This is a genomic window from Rathayibacter sp. SD072, from assembly GCF_017355185.1.
Classification (GTDB): Bacteria; Actinomycetota; Actinomycetes; order Actinomycetales; family Microbacteriaceae; genus Rathayibacter.
Window position 1 is genome coordinate 39065 of record NZ_JADILJ010000003.1, and the last position, 13075, is coordinate 52139.

A 13075-nucleotide genomic window follows, 5' to 3' on the forward strand; every position below is an offset into this window, starting at 1 on the left:
CGCCGCTTCATCTCCTCAACGGAGTCATCGAGAAGCGGGTCATGGAACCCGGGCGACGTATGAAGGCAACCCAGTTCACGGAACTGACTCCGGCCCCGGGAGCACACGTCTTTCTCGGCGACAGCATCACCGAGGGCGGCGCGTGGCACGAGTGGTTCCCGGAGCATCACGTCGTCAACCGCGGCATCGGCGGCGATACGACTGCCGGCGTCCTACAACGACTCTCTCCGGTGACGGCGTGCGAGCCGGAGACGATCTTCCTTCTCATCGGAACCAACGACCTGGGTCTCGGCAGATCCGTCGATGAGACGGCCGCTGGAACCCGTGCGATTATCCAGCAACTCCGACAGGACGCTCCCGATGCACGCCTGGTTCTTCAAAGTGTCCTCCCGCGCCGCGCCAAGTTCGCCGACCGAATCCGCGCCCTCAATCTCCACTATCGAACGATCGCGAAGACCTCGGGGAGCGATTTCCTCGATCTCTGGCCTGCACTCGCTGCGGGCGACGAGCTTCGCGCTGACGCGACACTCGACGGCCTGCACCTGACAGGTACGGCTTACCGCGAGTGGGTCGGCATGCTCCGCCCCTTCCTTCCCTGACCCAACCGCACTTCACAACTTCGACGAAGGAGTCATCATGAGAGACCAGGACGCTCAGCCCCCCATTCCTAGCGGAGGAGCCTTCCCCATTCCGGGAACGCTCGCCTCAGAGGATGCCGTTCAGCAAAAGGCCGCCGCCGACCTCGGCACCACCCCCGAGCCGCCGAAGGTCAGCGCAGGCTGGATCACCCTCCTTGCGCTCGGTCTCTTTGGCGCCTACCTTGCCTTCGTCACGCCGATCGCGATCTCGCTCGCGATCCAGGTTCAGGCACTCGCTCCCGGCGGTGAGGAGTACCTCGGTGTCCTGCTTGGTGTCGGTTCGCTCGCGGCATTGCTCGTCGGCCCCCTCGGCGGCCAACTCAGCGACCGCACGCGCACCCGTCTCGGCCGCCGGCGACCGTGGATCCTGATCGGAACACTCATTGGCCTCGTCGGTCTTACGGTGATGGCGGCCGCGCCGAGCATCCTCGTCCTCGGCATCGGCTGGGTCATTGCGCAGATCGGCTGGAGCCAGACGGTCAACAACTTCACCACCCTGCAGGCCGACAAGCTTCCCGAGAGCCAGCGCGGCAAGGTCGGAGCTATCACCGGTTTCGCAACGATGGTGGCGCCCGTCTTCGGCGCCGTTATCGGAGGCACCCTCGCCGGCCAGCCGTTCCTCCTCTTCCTCGTCCCCGGCGCCGTCGCCCTGCTGCTGGTCCTGGTCTTCGTCACCTTCATGAAGGAGGACGACAGCCGCAATGCGCCGACCGAGCAGACGCTCACCGCCGGGATCGTGCTCTCGAAGTACGTCTTCAACCCGCGCAAGTACCCCGACTTCTCCTGGAACTGGCTCGGCCGCTTCCTCTTCTTCTTCGGCCTCACGCTGAACACCTCCTACACGGCCTTCTTCTTCTCCTCGAAACTCGACGTCCCGGTCGACGAGATCGGCGGCACGGTCGCCACCGTCGGTCTGCTCGGCATCGTCGGCACGATCATCGGAGTCTTCGCCGGTGGGTTCCTCAGCGACAAGCTGCGTCGCCGCAAAGCCTTCGTGCTCGGCTCGGGAGTCGTCTTCGCGGCGGGCTCGCTCGTCATGGTGGTCGCTCAGGATCTGCCGCTTCTCATCGTCGGCGCCTTCATGGGCAACCTCGCTATCGGCGTCTTCTCGGCCGTCGACCAGGCACTGTTCCTCGATGTGCTGCCCGAGCGGGCCACAGAGGCGGGGCGCTTCGTCAATCTCACTCAGTTCGCGACGACGATTCCTCAGGCGCTCGCGCCCCTGCTGGCGTCGGTCATTCTGGCGCTCGGTGCGTCGTCGGATGGTGCGCGTGACTACTCCCTGCTCTACATCCTCGCCGCGGTGTTCACGCTCGCGGGTGGCATCGTCGTCCTCCGCGTTCGCTCGGTCCGCTGACCGGCCGCTCACCCTTGCCGAGAAAACAGCCAGCATGACGCGCCTGCGGCCCGACTTCCTCTGGGGGGCCTCCACGGCCCCTCACCAGACCGAGGGCGGCAACGTGAACAGCGACTGGTGGGTGTACGAGCAGCGGGCACCGCATTTCGCGGCGAGCGGTGACGGAGTGGACTCATACCACCGCTACGAGGACGACATGCGCCTGCTCGCCGAGGCCGGGCTCACCGCCTACCGCTTCGGTGTGGAGTGGTCTCGGATCGAGCCGCTGCCCGGGCAGTTCTCGCGTGCCGAGCTCGCTCACTACCGGCGAATGATCGACACCGCTCTCGCTCTCGGGCTTACTCCGGTCGTCACGCTGCACCACTTCACGAGCCCGCGCTGGTTCGTCGAGGAGGGCGGCTGGCTGGGGGAGACCGCGCTCAGCCGCTTCAGCGCGTACGTGCGCGAGGTCTGCCGGATCCTCGACGGAGTCGAGTGGGTGTGCACCATCAACGAGCCCAACATGTTCTCGTTCATGATCCTGATGAGCCGGATGATCAACTCAGAGGCTGTCCCGCCGATGGAGACTCCCACGATTCAGCCAGAGGGCGGCTTCACGCTGCCCTCGCCATCGCCCGAGACGACGGCACGGTTGATTGAGGCGCACCACGCCGCGCGGGCGATCGTCCGGGAGCTGACGGACGCGAAGGTCGGTTGGACCGTCGCTAACTTGGCCCTGTATCCGCTGCCCGGAGGAGAGTCGAGGCACGCCGAGGAGCAGCACGTCCGTGAGGACGTGTTCCTCGAGGCGGCACGCGGCGACGATTTCCTCGGCGTGCAGGCCTACTCGACGCAGGGCATTGACGCGAACGGTCTCGTGCCGAATCCGCCGAGCCCTGAGAACACGATGGTCGGCACTCCGTACCGCCCTGACACCCTCGGCATCGCTTTGCGGCACGCCTGGGAAGTCAGCGGTGGTGTCCCGCTGCTGGTCACCGAGAACGGCATCGCTACGCCCGACGACGCGCGGCGCATCGCCTACACGGAGGAGGCGCTCCGATATCTCCATGAGGCCGTCGCCGATGAGATCGACGTGCGCGGCTACCTGCACTGGAGCCTGCTCGACAACTTCGAGTGGGGCCACTGGGAGCCGACCTTCGGCCTGATTGCGGTCGACCGCGACACCTTTGAGCGCCACCCCAAGCCGAGCCTGGCCTGGCTCGGTCGGACCGCCGCCTCGCTCCGTTCATGAGCCTCCGCGAGTCCGACACCGTCCGACCTTGACACTGGAAGAGCACAGCATGACTGACGATAAGACCGCCCTGACCGCCAACAGCACGATCGGCGCATGGCTCGAGCACCCCGCAGGCGCGGCAATCGTCCGCGGCATCGCGGAGCAGGCGGGCATGGACGAGCACGCGCTCTCCGTGCTCCGTAAGGTGACCCTCGGCCGGCTGATCGGCATGTCGGCAAACGCACCGGCGGGCCTCGCCGACTCCCTTGTCGCACAGGCCAACGGCGGACGCGTGCCTTCGGACGACGAGGCGACAGGGCTCGCCTGGGTCGAAAGGATTACGCCGGGACGCTTCGACGGCTCGACTGTCATCGTGACCGGCGCCGCCTCCGGCATCGGCCGCGCCGTCGCCTCGCGAGTAGCACGTGAGGGCGGACGCGTGATCGCCGTCGACATCTCGGCCGACAGGCTCGCCGGGCTTGCCGATGAGCTCACCGGTCACGACGTCGTCGCCGTCGCCGGCGACATCACCTCAGAGGAGGGCGTCGCCGCGATCGTCGCTGCCGCCGAGGGGCGCGTGGACGCGCTCGCCAACGTCGCCGGGCTGAGCGACGACTTCGCCCCGCTGCACGAGGTCAGCGATGCAGTGCTCGAGCGGGTCTTCGCCGTCAACGTGTTCGGAGTCATCCGACTCACCCGCGCGGTACTGCCTCTAATGATCGCGGCCGGCCGCGGCTCCATCGTCAACATCGCCTCCGAGGCGGCACTGCGCGGCTCCTCGTCCGGGCTCGTCTACACCGCGTCAAAGAACGCCGTCGTCGGCATCACGAAGAGCACGGCCTTCATGTACGAGCCGCACGGCATCCGCTCCAACAGCGTCGCTCCGGGCGGAACCCTCACCGGGATGCGCCCGGTGAACACGAGCGCCTTCGGCCAGCAGCGGATCGACAGCCAGCGGGCCGACGTGCCCATCTCCGTACCGGAGGCTCTGGCGGCGTCGATCACGTTCCTGCTCAGCGATGACAGCGTCAACATCAACGGAGCGATCCTGCCCTCCGACGGCGGCGAGTCCGTCTACTGAACCCGGCCACCACCACTCCTCACCCCAGAATCGGCCGTCACCGGCCGGAAGGATCACCGCTCATGACACCGTCCGAGACCGCTCTCTTCGTCGGCGCCGGCCGTCCCTCCGCTGAGGGCGACCCCGCCACGTGCTTCCGCCGCACCTTCACCGTCGGTAACGGGCTCCGCCGTGCCGAGCTCGTCGTCACCGCTCTGGGCGTCGTCGAGGCCTCCGTCAACGGCACGCGCCTCGGCGACGAGGTGCTCGCTCCGGGATGGACGTCCTACCGGCACCGAGTGGTGGCGCGCCGGCACGACGTCACGGAGCTGCTGGTCACGGGGGAGAACGTTCTCAGCGCCATCGTTGGCGAGGGCTGGGCCGTCGGCGCGCTGACCTGGGAGAACAATCGGCACAACTACGCCGACCGGCCCGCCCTCTACGCCCGCCTCGAGCTGCACTACGACGACCGCACCGAGGTCATCGGCACCGACGGCTCTGTGCGGGTCGGTACCGGCGCCGTGCTCTCCTCCGGGATCTACGCCGGCGAGACGCACGACGCCCGAGCGGAACCTCTCGGCTGGTCCGAGCCGGACTTTGACGACTCGTCGTGGGAGCCCGCCGTCGAGGTGCCGTGGGACGTCGCGACCGTCGTCGTCGACGACACCCCGCCGATCCGCCGGATCGAGGAGCTCGCTCCGATCGCGATCACGACGAGCCCCTCGGGCCGCACGATCGTCGACTTCGGCCAGAACATCTCGGGCAGAGTCCGCATTGAGGTCTCCGGTGAAGCCGGCACGACCGTCACCCTCCGACACGCCGAGCTGCTGACCCCAGAGGGCGAGCTCGAGGTCGAGACCCTCCGTAGCGCCGCGGCGACCGACAGGTACACCCTCCGCGGCGGCGGCCCGGAGACCTGGGAGCCGCGCTTCACCTTTCACGGCTTCCGCTACGCCGAGGTCGACGGCTGGCCGGGGGAGCTCCTCCCGGAGGCGCTGCGCGCGGTCGTCCTGCACACCGACATGCAGCGCACCGGCTGGTTCGAGACCTCGAACCCACTGGTGACGAAGCTGCACGACAACACCGTTTGGTCGATGCGCGACAACTTCGTCGGCGTCCCGACCGACTGCCCGCAACGCGACGAGCGCCTGGGCTGGACGGGCGACCTGAACGCCTTCGCACCGACCGCAACGTTCCTCTACGACGTCCGCGGGGTACTCGGCTCCTGGCTGCAGGACCTCGCAGTTGAGCAGAACGACACCGGCACCGTCCCGTGGACCGTGCCGGACGTGCTGCCGACTGGGTCATCCGCGACCGCGTTGTGGAGCGACGTCGCGGTAAGCCTGCCCTTTGAGCTGTACCAGGAATACGGGGACCTCGCGATCCTCCGCGCCGCCTACCCCTCGATGACCGCGTTCATTCGCGAGACCGAGGCTGCGCTCGACGAAAACGACCTGTGGGGGAGCGGCTTCCAGTTCGGCGACTGGCTCGACCCGGACGCGCCTGCCGACAACCCCGCCGGTGGGAAGACCGATCGCTACCTCGTCGCCTGCGCCTACCTCTGCAAGACCACTCGCGAGATGGCCGAAACTGCCCGCCTCCTCGGCGAGGGTGCTGACGCCGAGCACTTCGTCTCGCTCGCCCGCCGCGTCCGCGCGGCGTTCCGGCGCGAGTTCGTGACCGAGACCGGTCGCGTGGTCAGCGAGTCGGCCACCGGCTATGCGCTGCCGATCATGTTCGACCTGCTCGACGCGTCCCAGAAGCGCAAGGCCGGCGCGAAGCTCGCCGAAATCGTCGCGCAGTCCGGCTTCACCATCTCGACTGGGTTCGCCGGCACCCCGCTAATCACCGATGCGCTCAGCAGCACCGGACACCTGAAGGAGGCGTACGAGCTGCTGCTGCAGACCAAGAGCCCCTCCTTCCTCTACCCGGTGACAATGGGCGCGACGACGATCTGGGAGCGCTGGGATTCCGTCCTCCCCGACGGCACGATCAACGCCACCGGCATGACCTCCCTTAACCACTACGCCCTCGGAGCCGTTGCCGACTGGATGCACCGTGTCATCGGCGGCCTTACCCGCACCTCCGCGGGCTGGCGGACCCTGACAATCGCCCCGCAGCCCGGCGGCGACCTGACCTCTGCCCGCGCTGTGCACGACACCGTCCTTGGCCGAGCCGAAGCGCACTGGCGAGCCGAGGGCGGGGAAATGCTGTTCGACGTCGTCGTCCCCGACGGCGCCACCGCGACCGTTGCTCCGCCGCTGCACCCGGACCGGCTCAGCATCGAGGTCGGTCCGGGCGCCCATTCGTGGCGCTATCCGCTGCCCGCGGGCTTCGGCGAGGAGACGGTGCTCTCGCTCGAGACACCGATCAAGGACGTGATGAAGCACGACGCCCTCTGGCAGGCAGTGCTCGACGTGATGCGCACCTATTTCCCCGGCGTTCCGGTCGAGGCCGCCGGCAGCCACATGGGCGAACTTCCGCTCGGGATGCTCGCCTCGCGGCTGCCGCAGAACGGCGAGGCGATGGAGCGTGACCTGCTCGCGGTCCTCGACGCCGCACGATGACCACCGATCCAAAGGACGACATCACGATGACGCAGCCCTACGACTCCTTTCGCCCTGGTCGGGTCTGGTTCGACACGAAGGGCGAGCGGATCCAGGCGCACGGTGGCTCGATCCTTTACGCGGACGGCGTCTACTACTGGTACGGCGAAAACAAGGAATGGACTGTCCCCGGTAGCGGTATCTGGCACTGGGGCATGCGTGCCTACTCCTCGACCGATCTTTACAACTGGGAGGACCGCGGGCTGATCGTCCCGCCGGTCCTCGACGACCCTGCGTTTCCGTTACACCCCGCGAAGGGCGCCGATCGGCCCCACATCCTCTACAACGAGACGACGGGCAAGTACGTCTGCTGGATCAAGGTCATGGATGAGGAGGCAAAGACCCAGTCCTCGGTGGTCCTCACCGCCGACGCTTTCCTCGGCCCCTACGAGATCGTCCGGGCCGGACTCCGGCCGCTTGGAATGGACGCTGGTGACTTCGACCTCGTCGTCGACCCCGAGACGCAGAAGGCCTACTACTACTTCGAGAAAGTGCACACGGAGCTCATCTGCGCCGAGCTCACCGATGACTACACAGACGTCACCGGCGAGTTCTCCAGCCACTTCCCTCACCCCGGCCCACCCTTCACTCGGGAGGCGCCCGCGCATTTCGAGCGCAATGGACTGCACTACCTGATCACGTCCGGCACCACGGGGTACTTCCCCAACTTCTCCGAGACGGCCAGCGCGCCCGACTTCCATGGGCCGTGGACCGTCCTCGGAGACACCCACCCGACCGACGCGTCGCGCACGTCGTTCCGCTCCCAGATCACCTCCGTCTTCAAACACCCGACGATTGACGATCTGTACATCGCCCTCGCCGATCGCTGGCTTCCGCAGCTGCCCGAAGACATGCCCAACGTCTATGACTCCGTGGCTGCGATGACTTCGGGCGGCGGCGCTGCAGTAGCGCCATCGGCGCCTCGAAGCACCGCTCCCGAGGACGGCGAGCGGATGCGTGCCGTTATGGCCGCCGGCCGCGGTGAAAACACGGCGATCGCCGACTACGTCTGGCTCCCGATCCGCTTCGACGGGCCCTATCCCGTCATCCAGTGGCACGACGAATGGCGTCTCGATGACCTCCGCTAACCACCACACCACCCCAAGAACGGATCGTCCGATGGTCGAATGGACCGCCCACTTCGTCAGCGCCGCGCAGCCCAGCGCTGACGGTGACCCCGCCGTCTACTTCCGCCGCAAGATCGACATCAACGAGCGGCCCCTGCATGCGACGCTGCACGTCACAGCACTGGGCATCGTCGATGCCTTCCTCAATGGAGAACGGGTTGGTGAGGAGGTTCTCGCGCCCGGTTGGACGTCATACACGCACCGTATGCACGTGAGCAGCTACGACGTCACCGACCTTGTCGCCGAGGGCGGCAACGTCCTCGGCGCCGTCGTCGGAGAAGGGTGGGCGGTCGGCCCGCTGAGCTGGGAACGCAAGCGCCACAACTATGCCGACCGCCCCGCAGTCCTCCTGCAGCTCGAGCTCGAGTACGCCGACCGGATGGTAGTAATCGGCACCGACTCGGAAGTCCGCGTGTCGACCGGCGGCGTCCGCGCAAACGGCATCTACGACGGAGAGACCTTCGACGCCCGCCTCGAGCCGGCCGGTTGGAACCGTCCCGGCTTCGACGACAACGGATGGGCTGCGGCGACACCGTTCGACTGGGACCTGACGACCGCGCAGGGCCCTCTCTCCCCGCCGATCCGCCGCATCGAGGAGCTCCCACCGGTCGCCATCACGACGAGCCCCTCAGGCCGCACCATCATCGATTTCGGCCAGATTCTCTCGGGCTGGGTACGTCTCACCACCACAGGACAAGCGGGAGACGAAATCGTCCTCCGGTTCGCGGAGATCCTCACCCCGGCCGGAGAACTCGAGCGCGAGACGAACCGCGGAGCGAAAGCAACCGATCGGTACATCCTCCGCGGCGGCGACGAGGAAACGTGGGAACCACGCACCACGTTCCACGGCTTCCGGTACGTCGAGATCGACGGCTGGCCTGGCGAGCTCGCCCCGGACGCCCTCTGCGCCGTCGTCGTGCACACCGAGATGCAGCGCGCCGGCTGGTTCGAGACATCCGATCCACTGGTCTCGAAGCTGCACGAGAACACGGTGTGGTCCATGCGCGGAAACTTCGTCGGCGTCCCCACCGACTGCCCGCAGCGCGACGAACGTCTCGGCTGGACGGGGGACCTGAACGCCTTCTCGCCCACGGCCGTCTTCCTGTACGACGTGAAGGAGATGCTCTCCTCCTGGCTCGCAGATCTCCGCGCCGAGCAGCGCGTGCTGGGCACCGTCCCCTGGGTGGTCCCCAACGTCGCCGCGCAGTGGACGACCCCGTCCGCGACCGCGCTGTGGAGCGACGTCGCGATCAGCCTCCCGTGGACCCTCTACTCCGAGTACGGAGATCTCGAGATCCTCCGCGTCAGCTACGACTCGATGACCTCACTCTTCCGCGAAATCGAGGCGGCGCTGGATGAGAACGGACTGTGGACCACCGGTTTCCAGTGGGGCGACTGGCTCGATCCCGACGCTCCAGCCTCCAACCCGTCCGGCGGCAAAACCGACCGTTACCTTCTCGCCTCCGCCTACCTCTGCAAGACGAGCCGTGAAATTGCAGACACCGCCGCCCTCCTCGGCCACGACGCGGACGCAGCGCACTTCCGAGCAGTTCACGACCGAGTGAAGGCGGCGTTCCTTCACGAGTACGTGACCGGCTCCGGACGCCTGGTCGACGACGACGCTGCGACCGCCTACTCTGTGGCGATCGTCTTCGACATCCTCGACGACGTGCAGAAGCAGCGGGCCGGCGACCGGCTCGCCGAGATCGTCACGGCGGCCGACTTCCGCATCTCCACGGGCTTCTCGGGTACACCGCTGGTCACCCACGCTCTGAGCAGCACTGGACACCTCGACACCGCGTACCGGCTTCTCCTGGAGAAGGAGGAGCCGTCGTTCCTCTACCCCGTGACAATGGGTGCTACCACGATCTGGGAGCGGTGGGATTCCGTCCGCCCCGACGGCACCGTCAACGCGACCGGGATGACCTCGCTCAACCACTACGCCCCGGGCACCATTTCGGACTGGCTCCACCGTGTCATCGGAGGACTTGAACGCATCGATCCCGGGTGGAAGAGATTCCGCATCGCACCCCGCCCCGGCGGCCGTCTGATGTGGGCGCGTACCGCTCACGACACCGTCCATGGTCGCGCGGCTGTCGAGTGGCATGTCAACGAGGGCGTAATGACTTTGAACGCGACGGTGCCGGAGAGCACCACCTGCACGGTCGAACTTCCGCTGCACCCCGACGCTCTGGTCCTCGACGTAGGACCAGGACAGCACACCTGGAGCTACCCGGCGCCAAACGGGTACGGCGAGGCGACTAGGTACACCCTCGACTCCTCACTCGACACTCTCGCCGCGGACCGGGCGGTCTGGCCGGAAATCGAAGCGGTCTTCGCGGAGCACCTTCCCGAAGTGCCTCTCGCCTCCGCTTTGCCGCACATGGGCGCGATGTCACTGTCCGCCGTGATCGCCAGGCTCCCCGTCCAGGTGCCCGGCTTCGAAGCTGCACTGCTCGACGCGCTCGCTACACCAGCGAACGCCTAGCCTCTGTCACTCACTGCTTCGAAGGAACCACACATGGACAAACCCCTCGTCATCCTCGATCCCGCTCCGCAGCTGCGCGACCGAATCTTCACTCCCGCCGCCCTCGAACGACTCCACGCGTCGTTCGAGGTCCTCGACCTCGAACAAGACCCGAGGGAGGGCGCCCTGGCTGAGGCGCTGCCCCGCGCTTTCGCGGTCATCGGCCAGCCCGATCTTCCCGCCGAGATGCTCCATATCGCATCGAAGCTACGTGTGATCGTGAATGTCGAAGGCAATTTCCTGCCGAATATCGACTACCCGGCAGCGTTCCGCAACGGCATCCGCGTCCTCGCTTGCGGAACCGCCTACAGCGAGGCCGTCGCCGAGTACTCGCTCGGGCTGGCGCTCGACCTCGCCCGCGGCATCAGCCGCGAAGACCGTGCGCTACGCAGAGGAGAGGGCCGCTACGTCGCCGAAGGCAACGCCGACGCGATCCTCCTCCGCAAGGCCCCGGTGGGCTTTGTCGGGTTCGGCAATCTGGGGCGCGCGGTGCTGCGACTGCTCGCGCCGTTCGAAAACACGATCCGCGCCTACGACCCGTGGCTGCCGACCGCGGTCCTCGAGGACGCGGGGCTCGTGCCCTCCACGCTCGACGAGACGCTCTCCGAGAGCAAATTCGTCTTCGTCTTCGCGACGGCCACGGCCGAGAACCAGGGCTTTCTGAACGCGCGGATGCTCGATCTACTTCCCGACGGCGCGCGACTAATCGCCGTCAGCCGCGCGAACGTCCTCGACTACGACGCGTTGCTCGAGCGGGTGGCCGCCGGGCGCCTCTATGCGGGCATCGACGTGTGGCCCGAGGAGCCGATCCCCGTCGACAGCCCCTTCCTGCGTCAAGAGGACGTGGTCCTGTCGGGCCATAGGGCCGGCGGAATCCCTGAGGCGTTCTTCTCGATCGGAGACATGGTCTGCGACGATCTCGAGCTGATGAAGGCCGGACTGCCACCCGTGCGACTGCAGAGCGCTGCCCCGGAGCTTGTCAGCCGGTACCGCAACCGGCCCGTGACGACCCATTCCCGTTCGGAATGAGCGACACCTACGAGCGCGCGCAGGGCGCGGTGGTCGTGATCGGGTCGGCCAACGCCGATCTGGTCGCGAGCGTGCCTCGTCGACCGGCGGGCGGCGAGACGGTCCTCGCGCACGACTTCGAGCGACGCGCAGGCGGCAAGGGAGCGAACCAGGCCGCGGCGTCCGCACGAGCAGGTGCGAGAACCGTGTTCGTGGGAGCAGTAGGCGACGACCCAATCGGCGCTGAACAAATCGAGCAGCTCGAGCACGAAGGAGTCGACACCCGGTCGGTGCATCGCCTCTCCGGAGTCGCGACGGGAACGGCACTGATCTCCGTCACGCCAGAGGGGGAGAACTCAATCGTCGTGGTTCCCGGCGCTAATGGTCTCCTGAGCGGATCGCTGGTCGTCGCTGCCCTCGACGATCTCCTGAGCGACGAGTCATCACGGCCTGCGGCCGTGGTCGTGCAGACGGAGGTCTCGGCGGAGGCCATCGATGCGGCGGTCGCGTGGAGCACCAAGAACGGCATCAGGGTCGTGCTGAACGATGGACCCGTGATCCCGCTCGGAGCCGCGACCCTGCACGCGGCTGATCCTCTGATCGTCAATGAGCACGAGGCGCAAGAGCTCTGCCGAAGGCGCGGACCACTCGAGCTGCTCTCTCTCGCGCGGGCGACCCAGGAAGAGACCGGAGCGCGTTCGGTCGTCGTCACGGGGGGAGGCGCTGGCGCCGTGGTGCTGACGGCGGCGGGGCCGCTGCTAATCCGTTCCCAGGCCGCCGCATCGGTCATCGACACGACGGGGGCCGGAGATGCCTTCGCCGGCACCCTCGTCGCTCATCTCGCTCACGGCGCCGGCCTTGAGGACGCAGCCCGTGCGGCGGTTGCCGCAGCGACCGTGTCTGTGTCGTGGCCTGGTGCACGGCCGCCGCGCCACCATCTCCCCCCTGATCCCTCGAAAGGCAAGCGCTGATGCTCAAGACCGTCGATCCGATCCTCACACCCGACCTGCTCTGGGCGCTGGCTGCGATGGGCCACGGCGACACGCTGGCTGTGGTAGATGCGAATTATCCCGCGTATGCCCTTCACTCTCGAGTGCTCCCGCTCGCCGGTGCCGACATGGCTTCGGCGGTGACGGCGATCACGAGCCTCTTTCCGGTGGACACGGCGATCGAACCCGCCGTCCTGGCGATGGTTCCGGATGACGACGTCGACCTGGTCTTCCCTTCTCATCGCAGTATCTCCCGCACGCTCTCGAGGGCGGAGGGACGAGATGTCGTCGTTGCACCTCTCGCACGGACTCCGTTCTACGAGCGCGCAAGGAGCGCGTTTGCTGTCGTGCTCACCGGTGAGACGAGCGCCTTCGCATGCTTCCTGATCACCAAGGGAGTTGTCTCCGCCAGCTGACTCGGGCTGCGCCTCGGCGGAGTGTGCTCGGTCTGCCCTATGTCCGATCCAGGGCTGGGTATGGCAAACAGGCCCGACTCTTGTCTCACCTCACTGAGCGGTATAACGTTCTACATCGATAGCGGAGCGACCTC

10 protein-coding genes are annotated in these 13075 nt (G+C 67.2%); all 10 read left to right on the top strand.

Annotated features, from left to right (window positions below):
- Positions 1-59 precede the first annotated feature (59 nt).
- The 10 genes from IOC53_RS01995 (at position 60) to IOC53_RS02040 (ending at position 12941) form a co-directional block, all read left to right on the top strand.
- Positions 60-599, top strand: coding sequence for a GDSL-type esterase/lipase family protein (locus tag IOC53_RS01995; RefSeq protein ID WP_207402715.1), 540 nt, complete (start codon positions 60-62; stop codon positions 597-599).
- Positions 600-636: 37 nt separating this feature from the next.
- Complete coding sequence (locus IOC53_RS02000; protein WP_207402716.1) at positions 637-1995, top strand: MFS transporter; 1359 nt, start codon at positions 637-639, stop codon at positions 1993-1995.
- 34 nt (positions 1996-2029) lie between these two features.
- On the top strand, positions 2030-3226 hold the full coding sequence (locus IOC53_RS02005) for a glycoside hydrolase family 1 protein (protein ID WP_207402717.1): 1197 nt from the start codon (positions 2030-2032) through the stop codon (positions 3224-3226).
- Between the two features lie 49 nt (positions 3227-3275).
- Positions 3276-4289: an SDR family NAD(P)-dependent oxidoreductase gene (locus IOC53_RS02010; RefSeq protein WP_207402718.1), complete on the top strand. Its 1014-nt coding sequence runs from the start codon at positions 3276-3278 to the stop codon at positions 4287-4289.
- 62 nt (positions 4290-4351) lie between these two features.
- On the top strand, positions 4352-6835 hold the full coding sequence (locus IOC53_RS02015) for an alpha-L-rhamnosidase (RefSeq protein WP_207402719.1): 2484 nt from the start codon (positions 4352-4354) through the stop codon (positions 6833-6835).
- Positions 6832-7962 (top strand): family 43 glycosylhydrolase, encoded by a 1131-nt coding sequence (locus tag IOC53_RS02020; protein WP_242682793.1) that lies wholly within the window; start codon positions 6832-6834, stop codon positions 7960-7962. The genes IOC53_RS02015 and IOC53_RS02020 overlap by 4 nt, the downstream gene beginning before the upstream one ends.
- Before the next feature lie 31 nt (positions 7963-7993).
- Entirely contained in the window at positions 7994-10489 is a 2496-nt protein-coding gene (locus IOC53_RS02025; RefSeq protein WP_207402720.1) for a glycoside hydrolase family 78 protein, read from the top strand.
- A 33-nt stretch (positions 10490-10522) separates the two neighbouring features.
- Complete coding sequence (locus IOC53_RS02030) at positions 10523-11557, top strand: hydroxyacid dehydrogenase (protein ID WP_207402721.1); 1035 nt, start codon at positions 10523-10525, stop codon at positions 11555-11557.
- Entirely contained in the window at positions 11554-12507 is a 954-nt protein-coding gene (locus IOC53_RS02035; RefSeq protein ID WP_207402722.1) for a ribokinase, read from the top strand. The genes IOC53_RS02030 and IOC53_RS02035 overlap by 4 nt, the downstream gene beginning before the upstream one ends.
- Complete coding sequence (locus tag IOC53_RS02040; RefSeq protein WP_207402723.1) at positions 12507-12941, top strand: RbsD/FucU family protein; 435 nt, start codon at positions 12507-12509, stop codon at positions 12939-12941. Before IOC53_RS02035 ends, IOC53_RS02040 begins: the two co-directional genes overlap by 1 nt.
- Positions 12942-13075: the final 134 nt, after the last annotated feature.

Bases quoted from the DNA above. Each gene is read 5' to 3' on its own strand.
- IOC53_RS01995 (WP_207402715.1), top strand. From the start codon at position 60: ATGAAGGCAACCCAGTTCACGGAACTGACTCCGGCCCCGGGAGCACAC.
- IOC53_RS02000 (WP_207402716.1), top strand. From the start codon at position 637: ATGAGAGACCAGGACGCTCAGCCCCCCATTCCTAGCGGAGGAGCCTTC.
- IOC53_RS02005 (WP_207402717.1), top strand. From the start codon at position 2,030: ATGACGCGCCTGCGGCCCGACTTCCTCTGGGGGGCCTCCACGGCCCCT.
- IOC53_RS02010 (WP_207402718.1), top strand. From the start codon at position 3,276: ATGACTGACGATAAGACCGCCCTGACCGCCAACAGCACGATCGGCGCA.
- IOC53_RS02015 (WP_207402719.1), top strand. From the start codon at position 4,352: ATGACACCGTCCGAGACCGCTCTCTTCGTCGGCGCCGGCCGTCCCTCC.
- IOC53_RS02020 (WP_242682793.1), top strand. From the start codon at position 6,832: ATGACCACCGATCCAAAGGACGACATCACGATGACGCAGCCCTACGAC.
- IOC53_RS02025 (WP_207402720.1), top strand. From the start codon at position 7,994: ATGGTCGAATGGACCGCCCACTTCGTCAGCGCCGCGCAGCCCAGCGCT.
- IOC53_RS02030 (WP_207402721.1), top strand. From the start codon at position 10,523: ATGGACAAACCCCTCGTCATCCTCGATCCCGCTCCGCAGCTGCGCGAC.
- IOC53_RS02035 (WP_207402722.1), top strand. From the start codon at position 11,554: ATGAGCGACACCTACGAGCGCGCGCAGGGCGCGGTGGTCGTGATCGGG.
- IOC53_RS02040 (WP_207402723.1), top strand. From the start codon at position 12,507: ATGCTCAAGACCGTCGATCCGATCCTCACACCCGACCTGCTCTGGGCG.